This is a genomic window from Moraxella sp. HMSC061H09 (genome assembly GCF_001809255.1).
In the GTDB taxonomy this organism is placed as follows: domain Bacteria; phylum Pseudomonadota; class Gammaproteobacteria; order Pseudomonadales; family Moraxellaceae; genus Moraxella; species Moraxella catarrhalis.
The window spans coordinates 1-24,527 of the sequence record NZ_KV796860.1; the positions used below are offsets into that span (position 1 = coordinate 1).

At 40.8% G+C, this 24,527-nt stretch carries 23 protein-coding genes, 2 tRNA genes and 1 other RNA gene; 4 read left to right on the forward strand and 22 right to left on the reverse strand.

The window, feature by feature from the left end:
• Positions 1–142: 142 nt before the first annotated feature.
• The 5 genes from HMPREF2573_RS08275 to nfsA form a co-directional block, all read right to left on the reverse strand.
• Positions 143–219, reverse strand: a tRNA-Met gene (locus tag HMPREF2573_RS08275).
• A 134-nt stretch (positions 220–353) separates the two neighbouring features.
• An RNA gene (gene rnpB, locus HMPREF2573_RS08280) (RNase P RNA component class A) lies at positions 354–692 on the reverse strand.
• A 19-nt stretch (positions 693–711) separates the two neighbouring features.
• Positions 712–963, reverse strand: a complete 252-nt coding sequence (locus HMPREF2573_RS08285) for a YfhL family 4Fe-4S dicluster ferredoxin (RefSeq protein WP_003657397.1) — start codon at positions 961–963, stop codon at positions 712–714.
• 8 nt (positions 964–971) lie between these two features.
• Positions 972–1,466, reverse strand: a complete 495-nt coding sequence (gene coaD, locus HMPREF2573_RS08290; protein WP_003657396.1) for a pantetheine-phosphate adenylyltransferase — start codon at positions 1,464–1,466, stop codon at positions 972–974.
• Between the two features lie 160 nt (positions 1,467–1,626).
• Entirely contained in the window at positions 1,627–2,409 is a 783-nt protein-coding gene (gene nfsA / locus HMPREF2573_RS08295) for an oxygen-insensitive NADPH nitroreductase (protein WP_070473170.1), read from the reverse strand.
• A gap of 280 nt (positions 2,410–2,689) precedes the next feature.
• On the opposite strand from nfsA, the gene smpB reads away from it, so the two are divergent.
• Both smpB and HMPREF2573_RS08305 read left to right on the forward strand, forming a co-directional pair.
• Entirely contained in the window at positions 2,690–3,154 is a 465-nt protein-coding gene (smpB, locus tag HMPREF2573_RS08300; RefSeq protein ID WP_003660526.1) for an SsrA-binding protein SmpB, read from the forward strand.
• A gap of 67 nt (positions 3,155–3,221) precedes the next feature.
• Positions 3,222–3,839, forward strand: coding sequence for a hypothetical protein (locus HMPREF2573_RS08305; protein ID WP_003660524.1), 618 nt, complete (start codon positions 3,222–3,224; stop codon positions 3,837–3,839).
• Positions 3,840–3,874: 35 nt separating this feature from the next.
• Here the strand turns inward: HMPREF2573_RS08305 and HMPREF2573_RS08310 are convergent, their stop codons facing one another.
• Together HMPREF2573_RS08310 and ligA are read right to left on the reverse strand one after the other, a co-directional pair.
• On the reverse strand, positions 3,875–4,759 hold the full coding sequence (locus tag HMPREF2573_RS08310; protein ID WP_003657390.1) for a DMT family transporter: 885 nt from the start codon (positions 4,757–4,759) through the stop codon (positions 3,875–3,877).
• A 2-nt stretch (positions 4,760–4,761) separates the two neighbouring features.
• Positions 4,762–6,837: an NAD-dependent DNA ligase LigA gene (gene ligA, locus HMPREF2573_RS08315; RefSeq protein ID WP_003673388.1), complete on the reverse strand. Its 2,076-nt coding sequence runs from the start codon at positions 6,835–6,837 to the stop codon at positions 4,762–4,764.
• Positions 6,838–7,101: 264 nt separating this feature from the next.
• Between ligA and HMPREF2573_RS08325 the strand changes: the two genes are divergently transcribed.
• Entirely contained in the window at positions 7,102–8,124 is a 1,023-nt protein-coding gene (locus tag HMPREF2573_RS08325) for a PTS sugar transporter subunit IIC (protein WP_003657386.1), read from the forward strand.
• A gap of 179 nt (positions 8,125–8,303) precedes the next feature.
• The gene (gene upp, locus HMPREF2573_RS08330; RefSeq protein ID WP_003657385.1) at positions 8,304–8,951 is read left to right on the forward strand and encodes a uracil phosphoribosyltransferase; all 648 of its coding nucleotides are present in this window, start codon (positions 8,304–8,306) and stop codon (positions 8,949–8,951) included.
• 114 nt (positions 8,952–9,065) lie between these two features.
• Here the strand turns inward: upp and HMPREF2573_RS08335 are convergent, their stop codons facing one another.
• From HMPREF2573_RS08335 to pstS, 15 genes are all read right to left on the reverse strand, one after another.
• Entirely contained in the window at positions 9,066–10,058 is a 993-nt protein-coding gene (locus HMPREF2573_RS08335; protein WP_003663614.1) for an LLM class flavin-dependent oxidoreductase, read from the reverse strand.
• Between the two features lie 566 nt (positions 10,059–10,624).
• Positions 10,625–11,326 (reverse strand): HAD family hydrolase, encoded by a 702-nt coding sequence (locus HMPREF2573_RS08340; RefSeq protein ID WP_003657382.1) that lies wholly within the window; start codon positions 11,324–11,326, stop codon positions 10,625–10,627.
• A gap of 73 nt (positions 11,327–11,399) precedes the next feature.
• Positions 11,400–12,395: an ABC transporter ATP-binding protein gene (locus HMPREF2573_RS08345; protein ID WP_003660511.1), complete on the reverse strand. Its 996-nt coding sequence runs from the start codon at positions 12,393–12,395 to the stop codon at positions 11,400–11,402.
• Complete coding sequence (locus HMPREF2573_RS08350; protein ID WP_003657380.1) at positions 12,392–13,237, reverse strand: ABC transporter permease; 846 nt, start codon at positions 13,235–13,237, stop codon at positions 12,392–12,394. The genes HMPREF2573_RS08345 and HMPREF2573_RS08350 overlap by 4 nt, the downstream gene beginning before the upstream one ends.
• A gap of 15 nt (positions 13,238–13,252) precedes the next feature.
• Positions 13,253–14,170, reverse strand: a complete 918-nt coding sequence (locus HMPREF2573_RS08355) for an ABC transporter permease (protein WP_003660507.1) — start codon at positions 14,168–14,170, stop codon at positions 13,253–13,255.
• Positions 14,167–14,982: an alkaline phosphatase family protein gene (locus HMPREF2573_RS08360; protein WP_070473174.1), complete on the reverse strand. Its 816-nt coding sequence runs from the start codon at positions 14,980–14,982 to the stop codon at positions 14,167–14,169. The genes HMPREF2573_RS08355 and HMPREF2573_RS08360 overlap by 4 nt, the downstream gene beginning before the upstream one ends.
• Before the next feature lie 69 nt (positions 14,983–15,051).
• A complete protein-coding gene (locus tag HMPREF2573_RS08365) occupies positions 15,052–16,158 on the reverse strand; it encodes an ABC transporter substrate-binding protein (protein ID WP_003663609.1) in 1,107 nt (368 codons plus the stop codon).
• A gap of 628 nt (positions 16,159–16,786) precedes the next feature.
• Positions 16,787–16,862 (reverse strand) — tRNA-Gly (locus HMPREF2573_RS08370).
• A gap of 148 nt (positions 16,863–17,010) precedes the next feature.
• Positions 17,011–18,501: a Ppx/GppA phosphatase family protein gene (locus HMPREF2573_RS08375; protein WP_070473177.1), complete on the reverse strand. Its 1,491-nt coding sequence runs from the start codon at positions 18,499–18,501 to the stop codon at positions 17,011–17,013.
• Positions 18,502–18,513: 12 nt separating this feature from the next.
• Entirely contained in the window at positions 18,514–19,563 is a 1,050-nt protein-coding gene (gene phoR, locus HMPREF2573_RS08380) for a phosphate regulon sensor histidine kinase PhoR (RefSeq protein WP_003674348.1), read from the reverse strand.
• The gene (gene phoB, locus HMPREF2573_RS08385) at positions 19,560–20,252 is read right to left on the reverse strand and encodes a phosphate regulon transcriptional regulator PhoB (protein ID WP_070473180.1); all 693 of its coding nucleotides are present in this window, start codon (positions 20,250–20,252) and stop codon (positions 19,560–19,562) included. Before phoB ends, phoR begins: the two co-directional genes overlap by 4 nt.
• A 230-nt stretch (positions 20,253–20,482) precedes the next feature.
• Positions 20,483–21,289, reverse strand: coding sequence for a phosphate ABC transporter ATP-binding protein PstB (gene pstB / locus HMPREF2573_RS08390; RefSeq protein WP_003657370.1), 807 nt, complete (start codon positions 21,287–21,289; stop codon positions 20,483–20,485).
• Between the two features lie 101 nt (positions 21,290–21,390).
• The gene (gene pstA / locus HMPREF2573_RS08395; protein ID WP_003657368.1) at positions 21,391–22,263 is read right to left on the reverse strand and encodes a phosphate ABC transporter permease PstA; all 873 of its coding nucleotides are present in this window, start codon (positions 22,261–22,263) and stop codon (positions 21,391–21,393) included.
• Between the two features lie 10 nt (positions 22,264–22,273).
• Positions 22,274–23,236 (reverse strand): phosphate ABC transporter permease subunit PstC, encoded by a 963-nt coding sequence (gene pstC, locus HMPREF2573_RS08400; protein WP_003657367.1) that lies wholly within the window; start codon positions 23,234–23,236, stop codon positions 22,274–22,276.
• A 107-nt stretch (positions 23,237–23,343) separates the two neighbouring features.
• Positions 23,344–24,483 carry a phosphate ABC transporter substrate-binding protein PstS gene (gene pstS / locus HMPREF2573_RS08405; protein ID WP_070473182.1) on the reverse strand — a complete coding sequence of 380 codons (1,140 nt, stop codon included), beginning with the start codon at positions 24,481–24,483 and terminating at the stop codon, positions 23,344–23,346.
• Positions 24,484–24,527 lie beyond the last annotated feature (44 nt).

A 24,527-nucleotide genomic window follows, 5' to 3' on the forward strand; every position in this document is an offset into this window, starting at 1 on the left:
ACATGGAATGTTTTAAAGTCAAGCGGTTTTTTGTTTGTTTTTCTAAAACTTTAAATTTTAGAAAAATTCTTACTCGCTAGAGTAAGGATAATATTATAACTCATTAAAATTATATGTCAAGCATTAATTTTTATAATATATTTGGTGGCGATGAAGAGACTTGAACTCTTGACCTCACGATTATGAGTCGTGCGCTCTAACCAGCTGAGCTACATCGCCGTTACAGGTCGCAAATTATAGCATAAAGTTTTGGCTTGTCAACGATAAAATCAAAAAATTTTAAAATTTTATCAATCAATCATAGTAAAAGCTAATGATCATATAAAATCAAATAATCATGCAAATATTAGAAAAGTAAAGGCAGACCGATAAGCCGAGTTCTGTCGTGGACAATCATTCATCTAGGCATATCATTGCTGATATGCTCAAGCAACCTACCCGAACTCTGAGCGGGCAACCCATTGAGTTCCTATTTGGTCTTGCTACATGTGGAGTTTACCTTGCCGTGAGCTGTCGCCAGTCACGCGGTGGGCTCTTACCCCACCGTTTCACCCTTACCTATTTAATAGGCGGTCTATTCTCTGCTGCACTGGTCGTAGGCTTTCGCCCCCTAGCTGTTAGCTAGCACATTGCCCTATGTAGCCCGGACTTTCCTCCCGCACAATTGTGCCAGCGATTGTCTAGTCTGCCAAGTTATCATTATAACACATTTTATAAATCAGAGGTAAGTTTTTGATATTTTACCAGCAGCTCATCTTCGGTCTCTGGAAATTTTGGGTCTTTAGGAATGCAGTCTACAGGACAAATATCCACACACTGCGGTGTGTCGTAATGCCCAACGCATTCGGTACATAAGGCTGGATTGATCACATAAATATCATCGCCTGCAGAGATGGCTTCATTAGGGCAAACTGGTTCGCAAACATCGCAGTTAATACATTCTTCGGTGATTTTTAATGCCATAATACTGCCTATTTTATATTAAATTTTTGCTCAAATGCTATTAATACAGATTCAGGAACAAATTTACTAACATCACCACCAAGTTTTGCAACCTCACGCACCAAAGTTGATGAAATAAATGAGTACTCCTGAGATGGCGTTAAAAAAACTGCTTCAAAATCATCATCCAAACTTCGATTCATATTGGCAAGCCCAAATTCATACTCAAAATCACTGACTGCACGCAAACCTCGGAGTACCGCACTTACACCTTGCTCTTTGGCAAATTCAACCAACAACCCCTCAAAACCCACCACCGACACTTTAGGATTGTTCCCAAAATATTGCTCCACCAATGCCACACGCTCATCAAAATCAAATATTGGCTTTTTATGATGTGCAAATGCCACGGCAATGACCACCTCGTCAAATAACTTAAGCGCACGAGTCACCAAATCAATGTGCCCATTGGTTATGGGATCAAAAGTACCCGGATAAAGAACTTTTCTAGGAGTGGTTGTCATGGCGATACGCCTTTTGATTACAAAACAAAATGTCTATAGTAACAAAATTTTGTTGACTTTTAAATATGGTTGATTTTTAAATATAAAAATATAAAGGCAGAACTTATCCACCTTTATTGATTAAACCATAAATCATCAAAAGTGTGATAAATTTGGTCAATCATCGTTTGGCAAAGCCTTGATCTTGCAAGTAGTTGAGCATAAATGGACGCACTTCATCGCCAAAGGTTGCAGTGATTTGTGCCGCCCAATCCAAATCCAATCTGCGTCCTTGATAATATTCACGCACCACCTCATTATATTTGGTCAGCGTACTTTCATCTGGTATTTGATAAGTATCGGTTGAAACCAACACATCCAGTGGTAAGCGTGGACGCTGAGATTGATTAATTTTAGAGGACATATCTGGATGCCCCAAGCAAAGCCCAAATAAAGGTACAACATGCTTTGGCAAACCTAAAATCTCACCTGCACGGCGAATGTCATTACGCAAACTACCAATATACACGCCACCAAGCCCCAAACTCTCTGCAGCTGCTAGAATATTTTGTGCCATTAATGCTGCATCAATCGCTCCGATGATCATGACCTCCGTCCAATCTGTCTGCACCTTAGCAAGCTGATTATGGCGGTAACTATCCATACAAAAAACCAAATATTCAGCACAATCCTCAACATAAGCATGACCCAAACGCTTGCCATCAGCAAGTGCTTTTTGGTATTCTTCTTCGCTCATATCGCATGAAATTTGGCGTAACTGGGTACGCTTATTTTTATCCACCACACGAATGATACTGGCAGCCTGTAAAAAGCTTGAGGTTGAAACTGCACGCCCTGCTTCTAGTATTGCTGTCAACACTTTGTCATCAATCGGCTCATCTGTATATTTACGAATTGAGCGATGTTCAAGCAATGTTTTTAGGGTGGGTTGACTATTTAGCATATTTTTTCCTTAAAATTCATCAAAATCTTAGTTGAAATGGTTAAATCTTAGCTGTCCATCATGCATGCATTCATCTTAAACTTTGTATATTAGCAAATTATTTAAATATTGTACAATCGGTTAGCTTGAGTATGTTATATTTTAAAATAATCACTCATAAAATTTAGTTAAACTAACTATAATTGATGTCAGATGAATAACTGAATAATTTTTGTTATACTATGCCCAAACCAAGACATTGCTTTGGCAATCGTAAAAATAATAGAAGCAAGGACAAATTATGGCAAAAAAACCAAGTAATCAAATTTGTGCCAATAAAAAAGCACGACATGAATATTTCATCGAAGAAACCTATGAGGCAGGTTTAGTGCTTGAAGGCTGGGAGGTCAAATCGATTCGTGCAGGTAAAATGTCAATCACCGAAAGCTATGTCATTTTTAAAAATAATGAAGCATTTTTATTTGGTGCACATATTCAGCCACTATTAACCAGCTCAACACACATTAATCCAGATAATATCCGCACACGCAAGCTGTTACTCAATCGGCGTGAAATTGATAAGCTTTATGGCATGGTCAATCAAAAAGGTTATGCCGTGGTTGCCTTATCTTGTTATTGGAAACATGGTCGGGTGAAATGTGAAATTGCTTTGGCAAAGGGTAAAAAACTGCATGATAAAAGAGCAACGCTCAAAGAACGAGATTTTGCACGCGATAAGCAGCGAGGCTTTAAAAATCAGCTGTAATCTTGAGACAAACCAAACTACTTAAAATTTGGTCAATTTGATGCAAAAATCTATTTGGATGATTCATATGATCACAATATCACGCATAAAACCATTCATCTTTCTGACGGCTGTCATTTTAATTGGCTGTCAAGATAATACTGTTGAGCAAAATCTACAACCCATCAGCGATCACGCCAAAACAAATACTGCGTTAAGCGATGACCCAAAAAATGCACGCCAAAACGCTCATGAGTTTGAAAGTTTATTCAATGAACTTGACACAAGTGACACTCAAGAGATACAAAGCCCTCAACTGATCACTACCGCTGATGGTAAAGCTAAGCTTAATTGGTCTTATATTGATACTAAAACCAAGAAAGCCAACTTACAAGATTTTAACTATCCTTTTTTAATTGATAGTGAACCTGTGATGAATTATGCCAATGCCTTTAATATCAGTGCCAAACAAGCACAACATTCCATGGCATTATCTATGGCAAGCCCTGAAGTACTTGGTAAAATTGTTGATCAGCTTGGTAATCGATATATCGCTCATCAATTCCGTGATGGCAGCAACCCTGCACTAATCATTCAAGTAACGCCCAATATTGTCAATGAGCGGCACAGCTATATTATCTCTGATAAATTTGCTGAGGGCTTGGAGCTGCCCATTGAGATTGTATCAGCTCAAAACTCCCAATAAACCGATGAATTACCAAAGGTTTTATAATAATTAAATCAGTGTCTAACCTTGACTGAACCCAAATAAATGGCGAACATGGTCAGTATTGCACCTAGCCACTGTATTAAAGTGATGGTTTTATTTAACCAAAAATAATCCAGCACCAATGCCGCCACAGGCTCTGATAATAATAAAAGCCCTGTCACCGCCAAGCTTAGGCGTGGGATACTAAAAGTAATCGCACCAAATGCCAAGCACTGCATGACTGTGCCATAGACCAATATCCAGCCAAGTTCATGTGGTGTTTTAGGTAAAATGTGATCTTGATCCAGCCATAGCATCAAAGGCAACATCACGATCGCACCGCCCAAACCCACCAAAGCCATCAAGCTAAATAGTGGTGTTGGTTCATGATAATGCACTTGCCGAACCCAAGTCAAAGAAATTGCAAGGCAAGCACCTGAAATAATACCTGTGATAAAGCCCCAACCTGCCTGCATATTATGCCCAAACTCAGGGCTGGCAATTAGCACCACACCCATAACCGCCAGTATTAGACTAACAAGCTGTATCAGTTTTTGATGCTCAGCAAAAAAATAAAACCCAATGAAGGTTAAAAAGAAAATTTGTAAACTATTTAGCAATGTGGAAATGCCAGGACCTACTGCATGAATGCTCTCATGCCATAGTGCCAAATCAAGTCCAAGCGCTGCACCTGCAAGTAACGCATAAATCAAAGCAGATCTTGATTGGGGAAACTTTTGGCGAAATAGCCGTGCAAGCAGCACAAAAACTACCGATGAAATTGCCAATCTCCAAAATGACATTGCATAGGCACCAACATCGACATACGCCACAATTAAGCTGCCCATGCCAAACAGGATACACCCAATTAAAAGCCCAAGGATAGACAGAGTTTGGGGGTTATTTATCCAACGCATTTTTATACCTGATTATATAAAGCAATCAGTGCCAAAAATTCATCTTCTAAAACGACTGTAACGCCAAGTTTTTGGGCTTTTTCAAGCTTACTACCTGCTTTTTCACCAGCAAGTAGCCGTGTGGTCTTTGCTGAAACACTACCAGCAACTTTTGCACCCAAGGCAATGAGCTTATCTTTGGCTTCATCACGCCCCATACTGCCTAAAGTACCAGTCACCACCCAAGTCTCTCCAGTCAATGGCAATGATGATTTGTCAGGCGTATCCATTGCTTGCCAAGAAACACCAGCCTCAATCAGTGCCTGCACAACCTCAATATTATGCGATGCCCGAAAAAAATCATAAATTGATTGGGCAGTTATCTCACCAATATCAGGTACAGCTTGTAGTGCTTGTAAATCTGCCTCAATGATCGACTGTAATTCCCCAAACTGCTGCGCCAATGACAATGCTGTACTTTCGCCAACACCACGAATTCCCAAAGCAAAAATAAAACGAGGTAAGGTGGTCTGTTTTGATTTTTCAATAGCCGATAGCATTTTGGTGACTGATTTATCACCCATACCCTCTAGCGTTATTAAATACTCAGCCTGCTTGTGGAGTTTGTAAATATCTGCCACCGTCTGAACAAGCCCCATTTCAAAAAACTTAATCAGCCACTGACTGCCCAAACCATCAATATCCATGGCACGGCGAGAGACAAAATGAATCAATGCTTCTTGCTGCTGTGCGGCACAGTATAGCCCACCAGTACATCTTGCCAACGCCTCACCTTCTGGTAAGCTAATCGGTGATTGACAAACTGGGCAAACCGTTGGCAGGAGGATAGGTTTGGCATCGGTAGGGCGTAGCTCACCAATAACGCCAGATACCTTAGGAATGACATCACCTGCTCGATGCACATTGACCACATCTCCAACCATCACCCCAAGACGCTCAATCTCACCAAAATTATGCAAAGTCACATTACTGACCGTAACACCGCCCACAGTTATCGGCTCAAGTCTGCCCACAGGTGTCAAAGTCCCTGTACGCCCTACTTGCCACTCTACATCTATGAGTCGTGTGGGCACAGTTTCGGCGGGAAATTTGTAAGCTGTTGCCCAGCGTGGTTCACGGCTTAAGAACCCTAACCGTGCCTGTAAATTTAGATCATTCACCTTAATCACCAAACCATCGATTTCAAACGGTAGCTGGCTACGAGTTTTGATGACATGGGCATAAAATGCTTGAATCTCATCAAGACTCTTGGCAACCTTAAAAGGTGCTATCTCAAACCCAAGCTGACCAAGCCACTGCATTGCACCTGACTGCGTGGTGATACCATCAGGCAATCCATCATTCACTGAGTATCCAAAAAATGCCAACGGACGCGCGGCGGCGATGGCAGCATTTAACTGCCTTAGCGAACCTGCAGCAGCATTGCGAGGATTGGCAAAAGTCTTGATCCCTTGTGCGATGCTTTCACGATTTAATTTTTCAAAACCTGCTTTGGGCATCAACACCTCACCTCGAATCTCAAGCTGTTTGATTTGCTCACATCCTGTCAAAGTCAGTGGTAAATTACGAATGGTTCTGACATTATGCGTGATATCCTCGCCCACCTGCCCATCGCCTCGAGTGACAGCTTGGGCGAATTGACCATTTTGATACTTTAATGATACCGCCAAGCCATCAAGTTTTAGTTCCATTTCATACTCATCAATGGCGATACCCAATCGCTCATTGGCACGACGCAAAAACCCTGACAAATCATCAGCATTAAATACATTGCCCAGTGATAGCATCGGCACTTCATGAGCCACTTGTGTAAAAAAAGGCAGCGGCTCACCACCGACCGTATTAATCGGGCTATCAGGTTGTATCAAATTGGGATGCTGCTGCTCAAGCATCATTAATGTGCGACGCAGACCATCATATTCACCATCTGAAATCGTTGGTGCATCCATCACATAATACGCATGATTGTGACGCTTTAGCAGCTTAATTAAGGCACGCATTTGAGCGATAATTTGATCATTGGCTTTACTAGGATTATTTTTAGAGGTATCATTAAAAAAAGAAGTTTGGGTATTCATAAATCTACTTTGGGTATGATCATTGAGCTTAGGCGTCCTATTTTAGCAGAAATTTTATCGCTTTTTGAGTATTTCAATGATAGTAAATACTTAAAAATCTCTCAAAAAATTCAGCCAAAAATAATCAACCAACCGCACCATACTCGATCAAATTTTCATCACTTTGGCATAAATTTTGAATTATAATAATAGTTTTGACTGACCTGTCATGAACGCCACAAAACAATTTTTAGGCGTGGATTTTTATCAACTTAAGACCATCTTATGACCAAATTTTCTTTTAAAGCACATCTTGAACGCCAAAATATTGTGATCTCTTGGCAGCGTTATGGTATCGAAGCGCTTAACTTTATGGCACTTGGCTTATTTTCATCGCTGATTTTGGGTTTGATTATCAAAAATTTGGGTACATGGCTTGATTTACCATGGTTGGTTGAGATTGGCAAACAAGCACAAAGCCTAATGGGAGCGGCCATTGGTGCTGGTGTGGCCTATGCACTTAAAGCACCGCCATTGGTGTTATTCACCTCAATCACAACAGGCTTTGCAGGGGCGGCGATGGGCGGTCCTATCGGTGCATTCATAGCAGCATTAATTGGTGCAGAGTTTGGAAAATTTGTCCACCGTATGACACCTTTAGACATCATCGTCACACCTGCAACAACGCTGATTATCGGTATGGCGGTCGCAGGATTTATCAGTCCTGCCATTGACCAATTGATGATAAGCCTTGGGCAGTTGATCATGTGGGCGGTAGATTTATCGCCGATTGTGATGAGTATTATTGTGGCAATTGCGATGGGACTGATGTTAACTCTACCCATCTCAAGTGCAGCGATCGCCATCAGTCTTGGGCTTGGCGGTTTGGCAGCAGGGGCGGCAACAGTCGGTTGTGCGGCACAAATGATCGGTTTTGCGGTGATGAGCTATCGAGACAATGGTATCGGTGGTGCGATAGCATGTGGGCTGGGTACTAGCATGATTCAGGTACCCAATATCCTAAAAAACCCTAAAATCTGGCTACCACCCACTTTAGCAGGTGCTGTACTTGCTCCCTTTGCGACAGCGATTTTTGGTATGGTCAATATCCCTTCAGGTGCAGGCATGGGTACATCAGGCTTTGTCGGTCAGATTGGCACACTTGACGCCATGGGTATCAGCCCCATGACTTGGCTACTTATCATCAGCTTTCATGTCATTCTACCTGCAATATTAACTTGGATATTTGCCAAGCTATGCGACAAAAAAGGCTGGATTAAAACAGGCGATCTGTTACTTAATAAATAGCCAAAGCGCGCTATCGCCAAAGATTTTAGCAAGTGGATCAAGGGTTTTGTGAGTGGTTTTTGCTCAAATTTTCAAGACAAAAGCCAGTGCAATGATGGCAAAAAATTGCTATCATGCACGGTATCGCCAGACATTTCAATCATTAAACCGTGGCAAATCTTCTCAATTAAGGTACTATTATGACCACTTCTTTAAATATTCATGTCATTGATCACCCGCTTGTCCGTCATAAACTGTCGCTCATGCGTGAAAAAGAAACCAGCACTTATAAATTTCGCACGCTAACCAATGAGCTTGGGCGACTGATGGCGTACGAAGCGAGCCGTGATTTTGAGATTGAAAGCTTTAGCATGCAAGGCTGGTGTGGTGAAATTACAGGCGAGCAGATTAAAGGTAAAACTGTCACCATTGTACCAATTTTACGCGCAGGCTTGGGCATGCTTGATGGTGTACTTGATCTATTACCAACTGCCAAAATCTCTGTCGTTGGACTTCAGCGAGATGAAATGACACTAGAACCTGTGCCTTTTTTTGAGAAATTTGTCAGTGACATTGACCGTCGCCCTGCATTAATTTTGGATCCGATGTTGGCAACAGGGGGCAGTATGGTCGCTACGATTGATATGCTTAAAAAACATGGCTGCACTAACATCAAAGCATTGGTATTGGTCGCAGCACCTGAAGGCGTACGCTTAGTCAATAAGGCACACCCCGATGTCAAAATTTATACCGCCGCTTTAGACAGTCATCTTAATGAAAACGGCTACATCATTCCAGGTCTTGGTGATGCTGGTGATAAAATCTTTGGCACCAAACAGATTGGTTAACTCCATCTTTGGGAAAATAGGCACTTTTTATCTTAGGTTAAAAGTGCCTATTTTTATTTAGCTATTTATTTTCATTCAGCATACCAAAAATTATTTAAGCCAATCTATTTAAAGCTATTTAAAATTTTTGACAATATCAGATAATAGCTCATAAGAATCATGCTGTTTTTGGACATCATAAATATAGCTGACTGCCATCAGTTCATCGGCTTGAACTTGGCTTTGTAATTGTTCGAGCTGTTCTGCGACTGTCTTAGGAGAACCAAGCAAGCGACACGACATCATACTATCAGCCATCTGTACAATATGCGCTGGGATATGGGCAGCGATGTCTGTCGCTGGTGGCTTCATACCGCTACGCTGACCTGTTACTATATTTAAGAAAAACTGTAAACTTGTGCTAGCCAAAAACTCAGCTTCAGCATCGGTATCTGCAACAAATGCGTTTACGCCAACGATGACCTTAGGCGTATCAAGCACTGCTGATGGCTGAAAGTGATTACGATAAATCTGTACCGCTTGCGTTAAAAAGCGTGGTGCAAAGTGTGAGGCAAATGCATATGGCAGGCCCATTTGAGCCGCCAAATACGCACTTTCGGTACTAGAACCTAAGATATAAAGCGGCACTTTTAGACCTTTGGCAGGATAAGCACGCACTTTATTACTATCTGCATCATCACCAAAATAAAATTGCAACTCTTTGATATCATTTGGAAAACTCATCGCAAAATCATCATGATTACGACGGATGGCGCGTGCAGTCTCAGGATCTGTACCAGGTGCACGACCAAGCCCTAAATCCACTCGATTAGAATATAGGCTCGCCAATGTCCCATAGTACTCTGCTACCACAAAAGGTGAGTGATTGGGCAGCATAACACCACCTGAGCCGACACGAATGTGTGCCGTTTTATCCAATACACGCTGAATAAGCAGACTGGTCGCAGAGCTTGCCAAATATGGCATATTGTGGTGTTCGGCAATCCAAAAACGGCTCAGCCCTAATTTTTCGGCATGCTGAGCCAGTGCCACGGTATTATCCACTGCCTGAGCAAAGGTTTCGCCCTGACGAAATGGGGATAAGTCTAAAATGGATAAATCAGTCATCATTTTACCTTCTTTTTATGATCGTTCCGCCAAAATCCTGTTTGACAGTTTTGGACATCTGATCCATATATGGGGGCAAATGATGATATATAAACACAATGGCAGCATTGGGCTTTGAATTTACCTTTTGATTGTATGGATATGCAAAAATATAAAATATAATTACTATCGCTTTGTGACCGCAGGAAATTAAATTTTCATGTCGATAACAGTGATGCGATCTTGTTGCTTAAAAATTATATGCAGCAGGCGATTTCAACCTAATATATGGCTGTTCAAATCATTCTTGGATCGGTATCTTAAAATCTAAATATAAGACATCCCCAATATCTGGCATTAATCTTAATGATAGCTATGCATATCATTAGATTTTCTTGCTTTCAATAATAATGGAACAAAATTTTAGTAGAATAGTACAAACAATATTTGTGACAGTGGGACTGGCCGCATTCGGTGATATTTTAGCAGATCTAAATTACCTCAAGCTTTCGCTGAAATTATAGATTGCAAATAATCTATGTGTTTTGCTATCTACTTATAGCAACTGCAGCTGAGAGAGCACATTGTTATCTGACAGACCAGTTTTCAATTGGCCAATTTCTTGTTAATGCATGCTTGGCTAAAACTTCATCAGGTGTGATGCAAACAGGGTTATCAGACCATTCAAGTAAAGGAATATCATTTTTTGAATCTGAGTAAGCATAAGTACCTTCAAAATATAAATTCTCTCGTTCCATATTTTTAAGCCATTTATTTATATGGTAAAGCTTACCGTCTTTAAAGTTTGGTCTGTCGGTTAAAAAGCCAGTGAAAAGATCTTTTTGGATTTGCAAAGGTGTGGATAGTGTATTCTTAGAGTGTATTCCAAACAATTCTGCAATTGCAGGCACTAAAAAACTATTTGTAGCAGAGGTTATGACAACTTCATGCCCTAATCTTAAGTGGTTATTTATAGCGACAATACCCTTAGGACGCATAGCAGGTTTAATTTTCTTATCAATAAAGTTATTACGCAGCTGTAGAAGGACTGGCATAGTTTTGGATCTTAGGAATCGAGCTACGAATTCATTATATAAAGTTGCGTCAAGTGTTCCATCAATATAATTTTCGTAAAATTGTCGATTGGTTATTCCATAATCATCATCTGCCACCAATTTCTCTTCGACAATATATTGACCCCACATATAATCACTATCAACATCAATTAAAGTGTGGTCTAAATCAAACAAAGCCAGGGTTTTTATCTGAGAGTCTCTGTGAGTAATCATTTTATACCTTGAAGCAATCCTTAGGTTAATGATGCATTTTAGTAGCTAGTGTTTTGTATCCTAAGGTAGAAAATTAACTATCTAGGTTGATCACTTGTTCATCTTTGATTATTAAAAAAACCTTGCAATTGACTTTTAATTGGCTAATTTTGCCATGGTTCAGTACATCAACATCAAATATATCACCATAATCTGTTCTGACTTGGTAACGCACCACTCCCCCAGTCAAAGTTCTTTCAAGAATAACCCCTGGAATATCTCCATCATCCGTATCTAACAATATAGTTTCAGGTCTTATTGCCATCATCGAAAGTTGCTTGGCAGATTTGGATTTTACTGATTCAAAATATCCTATATTGTAATGTCCTATAAACCCCGCAGTAAACCTATTGTTAGGCTGAGTATATAGTGTGTCTGGCGTGGAATGTTGCTCAATCTTGCCCTTATTAAGCAAGACCACCTCGTCTGACATCGCTAAAGCTTCATCTTGATCATGAGTAACAAAAAGTGTAGTTAATCCCAATTCTTTTTGAATGCGCTTAATTTGCATGCGTAAACTTTTACGTAGTTTGGCATCTAGAGCGGATAATGGCTCATCTAACAAAAGCAAATCTGGCTCCATAACTAATGCTCTAGCCAGTGCAACACGCTGTTTTTGTCCACCAGATAAAGATTCTGGTTTTTGCTGAGCAAAAGAAGTTAACTCAACCAAATCAAGCACGTCTTTGACTTTAGTCAGTCTTTCTTCAAGAGAGACTTTTTTAATCTTTAATCCAAACTCTACATTATCTGCCACTGTCATGTTGGGGAAGAGAGCATAATTTTGAAATACCATGGCAATACGGCGTTTCTGGGGTTTTAAATAGGTAATATCTTGATTGTTTAATATAATTGAACCCTGATTCAATGTTTCCAGACCGGCAATACAACGTAACAAAGTTGACTTGCCGCAGCCTGAAGGACCAAGCAAGGTAACTAAACTACCCTTTTCTACATTTAAATTCAAATCATCTATAACGGTCAATGAACCGAAAGACTTATGTGCATTGTTTATTTGAATATAGCTCATTTTTTTCTCATTATTTGCGAATTGCTGAATCCATTTATGAAAGCTGTAATAATGATTAGAATACAAAAATAAGAGATTACTACAGCACTACTTAAATGTCCGGATTGGTTTTTTAAGTTAAATAAATAAGTTTGAATTGTTTCAAAATGGCCACCTATTAAAATGTTTACATAAACAAATTCACCTATTAAAAACGCTATAGAGATAAAGAAGGCCACTATAAACCCTGGCTTTAGATTTGGTAGTAGAATATAAGCAATTATCTGTGGTGTCGATGCACCTAGCAAATTGGCAGATTCAATCAAATCTTTTACCCCGATTGCTCTAAAATTATTATCCAAAGATCGGTATACAAAAGGGAGTACAATTGTGAAATAACAACCAATAAGAATAAACGTTGTACCGATTTTGCTACCAAGTATGCCAGAATATAGATCCAAAATACTAATTGATGCTACGATTGGTGGAACGGTAAACGGTAGTATCAGTATAAAATTAATCCAACGTTGCCATTGTGGTTTGCTAGTGTGTACAATAAGCAATACAGGAAAAATTAAAATAATACTTAATATAGCACTGCCAATACAGAGCACTAGCGAGTAAAAACAGGCCCACAAAAATCTTTCTTGAGTCCAAATTTCAAGCAACCACTTTATAGTCCATGATTCGGGCAATATGGACTGTGACCAATCGCCAGAAACCGCATAAACGCCTGTTGCCACAACAGGAATCATCATCAATGAAATCAGGGCAATTAAAAAGATTAGATGAAAATACTGCTTAATGCTTAATGGGGCTTTTTCTAGCCGATAGTCATTTTTATATGATAAACGCTTAGACATTACCAGCTTCCATATTTAGTCAATTTTGTAGCGGCTAAGTAAATACTGATGAACAAAAGTTATAATCAGCATTAATCCTACCAATATTAAGGCTAATGCCGCCGCCATATTAGGCTCTAAAGTTAAATTTCCTGCAATCATGGCAGCAATACGTATTGGCAAGATATTAAAGCTGCCAGATGTAAGTGCATAGGCAGTTGCATAGGCACCAAGTGCATTAGCAAATAAAATAATAAACGTACCTAAAATAGCAGGTGATAAAACAGGCAATCCAACTTTAAAAAAATATTGACGCGTACTAGCACCCAACAAGGCAGCACTTTCTTGCCATTCTCTTTTCAGGCCAGAAATTGCTGGGAATAGTAATAGTATAGCTACAGGAATTTGAAAATATGCATAGCTTAATAATATACCCTTAAATGAATAAATATCTATTAGATCATTTATCCCGAATCTTGATAATATTAAAGTAATTACCCCACTAGAGCCAAAAATAATCATCATTGCAAATGCCAAAGGAACACCGCTAAAGTTACTCAGCAATGTGTTTAGAGAAATTAAAGCTCTCCCCAGTGCTGAATCTTTGATTGCATATAGAGAATAGGCGCCCTGAAACCCAATAATAATACCAATCAAGCTGCTATATAAACTAATCTTTAAGGAAAGCACCAAAGCCTGTAAATAAAATTCGCTATTAAATATCTTTGAGAAATTCCCAAAACCAAACTCACCATACTCATTATAAAAAGCATTAAAAATAATTAGACCTAAGGGCAATAAAATAAACATTACTACCAATACAACAAAGGGGAGCAGTGCTAAATACTCTCCAAGACCTTTCAGGGCATTGTCAGCAAATCCACTATTTGGGTACTTGACTAAGATCACATTTGTGGTTTGCTCAGACCTAGACCTAAAGAATTTGGCTATCATTTTAATAAATTCCTACAAACCGTTTTATCATGCTCCACCTTAAGTAAAGTGCAGATTGTTCCACAAATCTCAGTTTGTTGAATTGGCTCATCCATATTCTTATTGGTAAATCTATCACCGATAGTATAAAAAGGCACTTCTCTTTCTTCTATTAAATTGCCACCATGAGATAGATCATTGTTCATACCATGATCCGAGGTTACAATTATTTGATACCCATCATCCAACCAAAGATTAATATAATTTGATAAAAGCATATCTGCTCTACGTGCGGCATTGCGATATTGCATACTATTTAGACCAAATCTATGTCCCGCATCATCTATATTCATAGAATGTACCAGTAAAAAATCTGGTCGGTAGATTTTGCGCAAATGGTCTGCATCGTCAAATAAATGGGAGTCTGGGTAAGCATCATCATAATAAAAATGGCCAAACTGGATAGGTAGACTTGAATCATTAGTATGTCTATCAAAAGCTGCTTGAAATGGACTGCGGTTATATAATTCACTAATCCAATAATAAGCGGCGGCGGCTGTCACTTTATTTGATTGAATGCAATAATTGAAAACACTTTTTTCTTTAGACAAACGATTGATTTGGTTGTGATAAATGCCGCTATCTGTTGGGCGCACACCTGTTAAAATACACTCATACAAGGGGCGCGACAAAGAGGGTAGTTCACACTGCAATTTATAAGCTTTGGCTTTGTGTTGTTCACACAAAGCCTGCAAAAAGCCCATACATGTTAAACCAACATCGGCATTTAACCCATCTAATACAACCAATATAACCTTATTAGTATTTTTCATTTTCTTAACTTTTTAACATATGCTGAATTAGGTGTTCAGATAATAGTTTACCAGAACCAACGCCAGTAATTATTGTTGATGTATAAGCACTCTCTCTTGCCACTGCTGAGGCAATTTTGCCGAACTCTCTTCCCACGCTTTAGCATCAGCAATAGGCCTGGCGTTAATATATTGGTTTTGAGGTAGCAGTCTTGATTGCACGTCTTTTGGAATTGTAAGATGGTCAATACGTACAGGGCGAGCATATCCACGAGCCAAATTTAATTGCCCCTTATCTGAGAGTATATACTCTCGCGTTAACATAGCAGCGTGAGGATTTTTGGCATACTTATTGATAATGGTGGCATAGCCAGACTGTACAGACCCATCGCTAGGGATTACCACATCAAAGCGTTCGCGATTAATCTGGTCTCGATAATTCAAACCATTAAAGTCCCATACTACTGCAACTTCAATCTCGCCTTTTTCTAAATTTGCTACCGAGGGATCAGCCATGCCAAGACGTTTTTGTTTAGCTAAATCGGTAAAATAGTCTAAAGCGGGGGTTAAATCAGCTTCTGTACCACCAAGTGCGTAATTTGCTGCCAAAACACCATTAACTGCTTGGCTAGCAGTTGAAACATCGCCAATGGTTACTTTGTATTTAGATCTCTTTAACTCATCCCAACTGGTAGGAATTTTATTAACTTTTTGCTTATCTGCTATAAAAGCAATTGCCCCTGTATAACCTATTACCCAATGACCATCTTTATCCTTTGCCCATTCAGGTATTTGATCCCAAGTGCTTGGCTTATAAGGTTGGGTTACTCCTTTATCAACTGCAACAGGGGCAAATGATGCTCCAACATCTCCAATGTCTGCGGTGGCATTTTCCTTTTCAGCTAGAAACTTTGCAATTTCTTGAGCTGAGCTCATATCTGTATCTTGGTGAGAAAGACCAAACTCGGTGTTAATATCATTCCAAGTTTCCTCCCAATTAGCCCATGTGTTTGGCATACCCACGCTGTTGACCCGACCCTCCGACTTGGCTTTTTCGATCAGCTCTTCTACAGAAAGCTGAGGCGTTGCGACTGCTTTATCATCTTGTTCGGCTGCATCTTTTGAGTTGGTACCACAGCTAGCGAGAAAGGGTATAGAGAATAAAAAAAATAAAGGGATTGATTTGGAGAATTGCATATAACTATCCTAGGTAAAGTCAATATTAAGACAATGAAAGAATAGTGTTTTCATATTAAATTTTAGTTACGCAATAATGACATTTATTTGAAAAATTTATACAGATTAATCATTGTATCAATCCTTCTAAAATTAGAAAAAGATAAGAATTCTAAATAAAAATGTGCTGTTCAAAACAAAAAGGGCTTCCAAATTAGAAATAATCAATATTGCTAAAATAGTAGTTAGTTCATAAGAAAAGAGGATCATAAATTTTGCAAGCTTAAAAGCACAATAGATGGGAGTAAGCAGGCATAGTGAGATAGTTTTTGCATCTAATAGTAACATTTTAAAGACAAATATTGATATTTTTAATTAATATTTCATTAACTTAAAAATAACATCTTTGGCAATAAAAGATGTTATTTTTATAGATCTTTGGCTGATTAAAAATAAGTCTATAATAAATCTCAACGTATATAATTGGTGTTAATTTTTAACAATTTGGTATCCAATTTAGGCACACAGAAATTTGTATATACTCATATACTTATAAGTCGTCAAATGGTAATACAAGATGACATTTTTCCAACCCCTTGATTTAAACAACAAAAAAGCCCAAATCTTTCGATTTGGACTTTTTAAAATTTGGAGCGGGAAACGAGATTCGAACTCGCGACCCCGACCTTGGCAAGGTCGTGCTCTACCAACTGAGCTATTCCCGCTGATCATCATTTGCTGTATGGATGTGTATTATACACGAAAAATACATACCGTCAAGCCATTTTTGCAAAAATTTTGCAATTATTTGTCAAAAACTGAAATCTTATGCCAACTTACTGATTTATAATAAAATTTTATCAATATGATCCATCAAACGCTTGATACCGTCAAACAAATACCCCATTTGGCAAACCAATGCGCTTCATCTTGAATATCAATGACGCACGCCTGATGTTCAGGTCGGTCGATTTTTACGGTCACATGCCAGTGATGATTATCAATGGTAAGTTTTAGCTGATGTTTGGATATCTCAAAACGCCCATGATTCGCAACGACAGATAAGCGTAATAAAAGCGCCAAATAAACCAAGCTCTTGCCCCCATTTTTGATAATTCGGTCGCAATCATCCCCATTAATGGTACGGCGATGATAACGAACCAACAAAGACAACTTTTCTTGATCAGTACGAGAAAACCCCGCCATATCTGCATGCCTGAGTAAATAGCTTGAATGCTTATGATAGCTACTATGCCCAATGGCAAGCCCTACTTCGTGTAATAAAGCTGCACGCCTAAGCATGTATTCACCTTCTATCGCTAAGCCTAAGGGTTTATGAACCTGATTAAACAGCGAGCCTGCCGTCTTGGCGACACGCTTGGCTTGTTTTTTATCGACACCAAATCGATCAATCAGCATCCCCACCGAGTCATCACGCACATCATGAAAATCCATGCGTGATAACATGTCATACATCACGCCTTCTCTGAGCGCGCCATCACAGTGCCTAAGCAGGCGAATCCCAAATACACGCATGATCGCAAGTAAGATCGCCACACCCGCAGGAAAGATGCCTTTGCGGTGCGACTTAACACCTGCCATATCGATGGCATCAATATGACCACAAGCAATCAAAGACGATTTTAATTGCTCTACGCCTGCCAAAGTAATCTCATCACCCAACCCAAACCCTGCGATTGCTTGTTGGATGGTCTTAATCGTACCCGATGATCCTACAGCTTCCTCAAAACCAGTTTTTTTATAGTGGCTGCCATACTTAATGATTTCTTTTTGGGCGACATAAATCGCCTTTTCAAAAGACAGTGCGTTGATGTTGCCATCTCCAAAAAACTGCTGAGTAAAACCTGCAACGCCCATTTGCGTGCTTTCGGTGAGTATGGGATTTAGATTTTTGCCGATAATCAGCTCTGTTGAGCCGCCACCAATATCAACCACAAACCTTTGCTGATGACTTGGGCAAGTGTGCGATACACCCAAATAAATCAGCCGTGCCTCTTCTCGTCCTGAGATAATCTCAATATGCACAGGTAAAATATCATTAGCACGCACGATAAATTCTTGGCTATTGACAGCACGCCTTAGTGTATTGGTCGCCACGACACGCAACCGAGAATTATTCACATCACCCAAACGCCCTGCAAATCGTGTCAAGCATTCAATACCACGATCAATGACAGCCGATGATAAGTGATTGCATTCATCAAGTCCCATCGCCAATTGTACTTTTTCGCTCATCGAAGCGATGCGTCTGAGCTGATCGCCATGGCGTTCAGCGATGGCCAAGTGAATACTATTTGAGCCGATATCGATAGCGGCTAATTTTTCGGTATCTGATAGGGGCATCTATTATATCACTTATGTTGACAAGGTCTGTGTAGAGATGGTTTGAATTTTAGGGAAGATGATACGAAACATAGAACCGACGCCTTCTTCTGAGCTGATTTCTAGGCGGGCGTTATGCTTATTTAGCACATGCTTAACAATGGCAAGTCCAAGCCCCGTCCCACCTGTCGCACGGCTACGCCCACTGTCTACCCGATAAAATCGCTCAGTCAGCCGCCCAAGATGCTCGCCACCAATCCCAATACCATTATCCGTCACCGACAGATGTACATCGCCATCATCTTCTTCATAGATGATATCAATCATGCCGCCTGACGGTGTATATTTGATGGCATTTAAAACCAAATTAATAATTGCACTGTACAAATAAGCCTCAATGCCCAAAATATTTTTATCAGTGTCCAGATGAATATCAATCAGATGCCCAGCTTGATTGCTGGCAGACGCTTGATCAAACACCTGCATCAACAGGCGTGGCATGTTGACCTCAGCCATTGGCTTGGTTTCGTCACTTTCAAGGCGTGACAGCATAAGTAAATCATTGATTAAGTCATTCATGCGAATGGCTTGCTCGTGCATGAGTTTTAGTCCACGCATCCATGCAGGTTTAATATCATCAGTTAGTGTAAAATTTTCAAGATAACCCAAAATCACCGTCAAAGGCGTGCGTAATTCATGCGATACATTACCCACAAAGTCTGTCCGCATCTGCTCAAGCTGCTGCATGTGTGTATAATCTTTGATGATGACAGCACAGCGATTATCAACCAGTCGCATCAAGCTTAGATTTAGGACATTACCTATAATTGTAGGGTGATTTTGGTAAAACGAACTGGGCAAGCTTTGGTCTTGATAAATATCATAAAGCTTTTTAAATACGCTATTTTTAAATATCATACTTGGCAAGATAGGAGCATGCGTATCATTAGAGGTGATGGCAAGTAAGCTTTTGGCGGCAGGATTGATGTACTCAATTATCAAGCGACTCATATCCATGACCACAATACCATCGGTCAAATTCTCTACCAATAAACCAAAATCGACCGCAGAGTATTTCATCATGATTTATCCGAAAACCGATAACCTGTACCACGTACTGTTTGAATCAGTGTATCTGCCCCATAAGGTGCCAGCAGCTTACGCAGACGGCGAATATGTACATCTATCGTACGCTCATCAATATAAACATTACCACCCCACACTGCATCTAGGATCTGAGCACGTGTATAGGCTCGCTCTGAGTGCGTCACAAAAAAGCAAAGCAGACGGTATTCGGTAATACTCATAGTAATCTCAGTACCACCTGCCATAACTCTTTGACTGGCTGTGTTGATGGATAAATTGCCCACCTGCATCAGCTCTTTGCCCATGTCGATGCCTGTGCGACGAAGCACTGCCTTGACTCGGCTGATCAATTCTCGAGTACTAAAAGGCTTGGTAATATAATCATCAACACCAGCATCCAATCCATAAACTTTATTATCTTCTTCACCTTTGGCGGTGAGCATAATGATAGGAATGTCAGCGGTTGCTGGGTTTTTCTTGAGTCTGCGCGCAAAATCAATCCCAGACTCTCCATGTGGCATCATCCAATCCAATAAAATCAAATCAGGTTTTTCGTCGACCACAGCCACATAAGCACCTTGGGTGTCATAGGCTTGAACCACATCAAAATCTGATAAATCTAAAGTCCCTGCAATCAGCTCATTGATGGCAGGCTCATCTTCAACAACCAAGATTTTTGCATTCATAGATGACGAACTCCCTAAAACGGCTTTTGGGTAGATTGAATAAGGCTTTTGGGTAAGGGCTGAGTTAAATTGTAACATAAATATTGTCCGATAACAGCCACAAATCATGGCTTAATTCGTTTAACAAACTTTAATTAATTCATAAAAGTAAGAAGACATCGATCAAAATACGACACCTTTGATCGCCCCACCAAAGCTTGGGCCCAAGACAGAGAATCTTGCTTGATCAATCAGCCGTGACGACCAGCGATATAATCTGCCGTTGCTTGATTTTGCGGATTGTTGAAGATTTGGCTAGTTTCGCCCATCTCAATCATATCGCCCAAATACATATAAGCGGTGAAGTCAGAGCAGCGAACCGCTTGCTGCATGTTATGCGTTACGATTGCGATGGTATAGTCTTGTTTTAGATCATGGATCAGCTCTTCGATCGCACCTGTTGATATGGGGTCTAGTGCTGATGTCGGCTCATCAAGTAGCAACACTTCAGGGCGCGTCGCCACACTGCGAGCGATACATAGACGCTGCTGCTGACCGCCTGATAAAGATAGACCTGATTTTTTCAACTTGTCTTTTACTTCATTCCATAGGGCAGATTTTTGAAGTGCCCATTCAACGCGATCGTCAAGCTCAGATTTAGATAAATTTTCATATAACTTCACACCAAACGCCACATTATCATAAATTGACATAGCAAATGGGGTTGGCTTTTGAAACACCATGCCAACGCGCGCGCGTAGCAAGTTAACATCGACGCGGCTGTCTAAGATATTTTGGTTATCCAAGATAATCTCACCTGTTGCACGCATACCTGAGTACAGGTCATACATACGGTTTAGCGTGCGCAAAAGCGTTGATTTACCACAGCCTGATGGACCGATGAAGGCCGTAACTTTTTTATCCAAAATATCTAAATTGATATTTTTGAGCGCCTTATAATCACCATAATAAAAGTCAAGATTACGCACTTGTACTTTGGCGGCAGTTTGGCTTAGAGTTTTGTCATCAGTATTGCTATTAGTAAACGCTGTGTTCATGGTTGGATTTAGACTTTGGTTAAGTGTATTCATGTTGAGTTTTCCTTATATTTGGCAATTGTTCAAACACTTTGGCTATGTTGGCTAAGATCAATTGACTCTTAATGCGCTTTGGACGATAAAGCACGAGCGATGATGTTTAACAGTAATACCGCAAAAGTGATCAGTAGCGCCGCTGCCCATGCCAAAGCATGCCAGTTGTCATACGGACTCATCGCAAACTGATAGATGGTATTTGGTAAGTTTGCCATCGCTTGAGACATATCCGTGCTAAAGTATTGGTTATTTAGCGCGGTAAATAGTAACGGCGCAGTTTCGCCAGCAATACGAGCAAAAGCAAGCAGCACGCCTGTAATCACACCTGCTTTGGCGGATTTTAGGGTAATGTGGCTGACCAATTTATATTTTGGTGTGCCTAGTGCATAGCCTGCTTCGCGCAGGTTATTGGGCACAAGTAGCAGCATGCTTTCTGTGGTACGCACCACCACAGGAATCACAATCACCGCCAAGGCAACAACGCCCGCCCAGCCTGAGAATCCGCGACCTTGAACCATCAAAGCAAATACGAATAAACCAATCACAATAGAAGGTGCTGACAGCAAAATGTCATTCATAAAGCGCGTGGCACGACCAAGCCAGCCACCTTGGTCAAATTCTGCTAAGTACACGCCCGTTAAAATCCCAATCGGTGTACCCACCGCAAGACCAGCAAAAGAAATCATGATTGAACCGACAATGGCGTTACGCAGACCACCTTCGACCATCGGCGGTGGTGTATCCATACCAAACACAGGCATAGACATCAAGCCTTGGATACCTTGGGCAAATAATGTCACCAAAATCCAAGCCAACCAAAACAGACCAAAAGTCATCGCAACAACGGTCAATCCCATCGCAAAGCGGCTCACCGCACGGCGGCGATGATACTTTGGTATATGGATGCGATTGGCAAAATTTGCTTTTTCATTAATCATGGTATTATCCTTATTTTTCAACTCGCTTGTCGATCTTCATCAGCATAAGCTTAGAGGCTGATAATACAATGAAACTAATCACAAACAGAATCAAACCTAAGTGTAGCAGCGACGATAAGTGCATCTCGCTTGAGGCTTCAGCAAATTCGTTAGCCAAGGCTGAGGTGATCGATACCCCAGAAGTAAATAGGCTTGTATTGATATTAAAGGTGTTACCAATCAAAAAAGTCACCGCCATGGTCTCACCAAGCGCACGACCCAAGCCCAAAATCAGACCACCGACCACACCCGCTTTGGTATAAGGCAGCACAACTTTGGTAACAACTTCCCAAGTAGTCGCACCCATGCCATACGCTGACTCTTTTAGCAAATCAGGCACCACCAAAAACACATCGCGCATGGTCGCAGCGATGAATGGAATGATCATAATGGCAAGTACCAAACCTGCTGTGAAAAGACCGATACCAATAGGCGCACCAACAAACATCTGACCGATGATCGGCAGTCCTGCCAAATGATTGATTAGCCATGGCTGCACGGTATCACCGAACCAAGGGGCAAAGACAAACAAACCCCACATACCATAGATAATCGATGGAATACCAGCCAGCAGCTCAATGGCGATACCCAATGGCTTTTTTAGGAAGTTTGGGCAAAGTTCTGTCAAAAAGACAGCAATACCAAAACTGACTGGCACGGCAATCACGACCGCGATAATGGAGGTAACGATTGTGCCATAAATTGGTGCCAACGCACCGAACTGACCAGCGACTGGATCCCAGTTACTGCTGGTATAAAAATTTAAACCAAATTCGCGAATACTCGGTATTGCACCAAAGACTAGTGACAGCATGATACCGCCTAAAGTTAAAAGTACAAGCAGTGCAGACAGTTTGGTTGTCCAAACAAAAGCACCGTCAAGTCGCTTTTGGCGACTGAGTCTGGCGGCGAGTGCGGAATTTTGGGTGGTCATTTGGGAATTCCCCTGATTTTGCTAAATTGGCTGTATTTTAAGAAATAATGGGCTTGCCAATTCTGACAAGCCACATTTCAAGAAGTCATCGCAGCTTATAGGGCAGCTTATTGTGCATAAACTGCATTACCGCTTGAGTCTTTCACTTCGTTCCAGCTTGCCTTGAACAGCTCAACCGCTTTGTCGCTGAATGGTACATAGTCAAGATCTAGCGCTGCTTGGTCACCATTGGTGTATGCCCAGTCAAAGAATCTTAGAACACCAGCAACTTGCTCAGGATTTTCTGGGTTTTTGTGTACGATGATGAAAGTTGCGGCAGCGATTGGCCAAGCGCCTGCAGTTTCTGAGTTGGTTAGCACTTGGTTAAAGCCAGGTGCTGCTGACCAATTGATGTCACCTGCAGCAGCGAAGCTGTCAGCTGATGGCTGAACAAATTTGCCAGCGGCGTTTTTAAGTGCTACATGAGACATACCATTTTGCTTGGCGTAGGCGTACTCTACATAGCCGATTGAGTTTTTGATGCGACTAACATAGCTTGCTACACCTTCGTTACCTTTACCAGCAGCGCCTGAAGAAGCGGTTGGCCATTTGATGGCTTTGTCCACACCCACTGAGCCTGCCCAGTCAGTTGAAACTTTATTTAGGTAGTCAGTGAAGTTAAAGGTCGTGCCTGAACCGTCTGAACGGAATACTGTGGTGATGTCAGCATCTGGCAGTGTCAAATCTGGGTTAAGTGCAACAATCGAAGGGTCGTTCCACTTCGTCACTTTACCCAAGTAGATATTTGCCAAAGTTTCGCCATCTAGCTTAAGCGCGCCAGCTTCGATACCTTCGATATTCACCACAGGTACAACACCGCCGATCACTGTTGGGAACTGGATTAGGTTTTCAGCATTTAGCTCATCCACAGTCAATGGCGCATCTGAAGCACCGAAGTCAACAGTTTTAGCGATGATTTGCTTGATACCACCTGATGAACCGATTGATTGATAGTTCACTTGACCGCTGGTAGCTTCTTTGAAATCAGCTGACCATTTGGCATAGATTGGTTGTGGGAAAGATGCACCTGCACCTGTGATGTTGATAGCAACTTGTTCCATAGCGGCTGGGGCAGCGTCAGCTGGAGCTGCTGTCGTTGCAGCTGGTTCTGGCTGAGTTGCAGCAGATTGTTCGTCTTTTTTGCTACAAGCAGTTAGCGCGATAACAGCAGCGACAGATAGGCCAATCAATTTGATGTTCGTTTTCATCATAACTCCGTTGGGTAAACTCTATTAAGGATATAGATGTTAAA

Bases quoted from the DNA above. Each gene is read 5' to 3' on its own strand.
- HMPREF2573_RS08285 (WP_003657397.1), bottom strand. From the start codon at position 963: ATGGCATTAAAAATCACCGAAGAATGTATTAACTGCGATGTTTGCGAA.
- pstS (WP_070473182.1), bottom strand. From the start codon at position 24,483: ATGAAAACGAACATCAAATTGATTGGCCTATCTGTCGCTGCTGTTATC.
- HMPREF2573_RS08365 (WP_003663609.1), bottom strand. From the start codon at position 16,158: ATGCAATTCTCCAAATCAATCCCTTTATTTTTTTTATTCTCTATACCC.
- pstB (WP_003657370.1), bottom strand. From the start codon at position 21,289: ATGAACACAGCGTTTACTAATAGCAATACTGATGACAAAACTCTAAGC.
- nfsA (WP_070473170.1), bottom strand. From the start codon at position 2,409: ATGCTAAATAGTCAACCCACCCTAAAAACATTGCTTGAACATCGCTCA.
- phoR (WP_003674348.1), bottom strand. From the start codon at position 19,563: ATGATGAAATACTCTGCGGTCGATTTTGGTTTATTGGTAGAGAATTTG.
- smpB (WP_003660526.1), top strand. From the start codon at position 2,690: ATGGCAAAAAAACCAAGTAATCAAATTTGTGCCAATAAAAAAGCACGA.
- pstC (WP_003657367.1), bottom strand. From the start codon at position 23,236: ATGACCACCCAAAATTCCGCACTCGCCGCCAGACTCAGTCGCCAAAAG.
- HMPREF2573_RS08350 (WP_003657380.1), bottom strand. From the start codon at position 13,237: ATGTCTAAGCGTTTATCATATAAAAATGACTATCGGCTAGAAAAAGCC.
- HMPREF2573_RS08325 (WP_003657386.1), top strand. From the start codon at position 7,102: ATGACCAAATTTTCTTTTAAAGCACATCTTGAACGCCAAAATATTGTG.
- HMPREF2573_RS08375 (WP_070473177.1), bottom strand. From the start codon at position 18,501: ATGCCCCTATCAGATACCGAAAAATTAGCCGCTATCGATATCGGCTCA.
- HMPREF2573_RS08360 (WP_070473174.1), bottom strand. From the start codon at position 14,982: ATGAAAAATACTAATAAGGTTATATTGGTTGTATTAGATGGGTTAAAT.
- HMPREF2573_RS08345 (WP_003660511.1), bottom strand. From the start codon at position 12,395: ATGAGCTATATTCAAATAAACAATGCACATAAGTCTTTCGGTTCATTG.
- coaD (WP_003657396.1), bottom strand. From the start codon at position 1,466: ATGACAACCACTCCTAGAAAAGTTCTTTATCCGGGTACTTTTGATCCC.
- HMPREF2573_RS08310 (WP_003657390.1), bottom strand. From the start codon at position 4,759: ATGCGTTGGATAAATAACCCCCAAACTCTGTCTATCCTTGGGCTTTTA.
- upp (WP_003657385.1), top strand. From the start codon at position 8,304: ATGACCACTTCTTTAAATATTCATGTCATTGATCACCCGCTTGTCCGT.
- pstA (WP_003657368.1), bottom strand. From the start codon at position 22,263: ATGATTAATGAAAAAGCAAATTTTGCCAATCGCATCCATATACCAAAG.
- HMPREF2573_RS08340 (WP_003657382.1), bottom strand. From the start codon at position 11,326: ATGATTACTCACAGAGACTCTCAGATAAAAACCCTGGCTTTGTTTGAT.
- HMPREF2573_RS08355 (WP_003660507.1), bottom strand. From the start codon at position 14,170: ATGATAGCCAAATTCTTTAGGTCTAGGTCTGAGCAAACCACAAATGTG.
- HMPREF2573_RS08335 (WP_003663614.1), bottom strand. From the start codon at position 10,058: ATGACTGATTTATCCATTTTAGACTTATCCCCATTTCGTCAGGGCGAA.
- ligA (WP_003673388.1), bottom strand. From the start codon at position 6,837: ATGAATACCCAAACTTCTTTTTTTAATGATACCTCTAAAAATAATCCT.
- phoB (WP_070473180.1), bottom strand. From the start codon at position 20,252: ATGAATGCAAAAATCTTGGTTGTTGAAGATGAGCCTGCCATCAATGAG.
- HMPREF2573_RS08305 (WP_003660524.1), top strand. From the start codon at position 3,222: ATGATCACAATATCACGCATAAAACCATTCATCTTTCTGACGGCTGTC.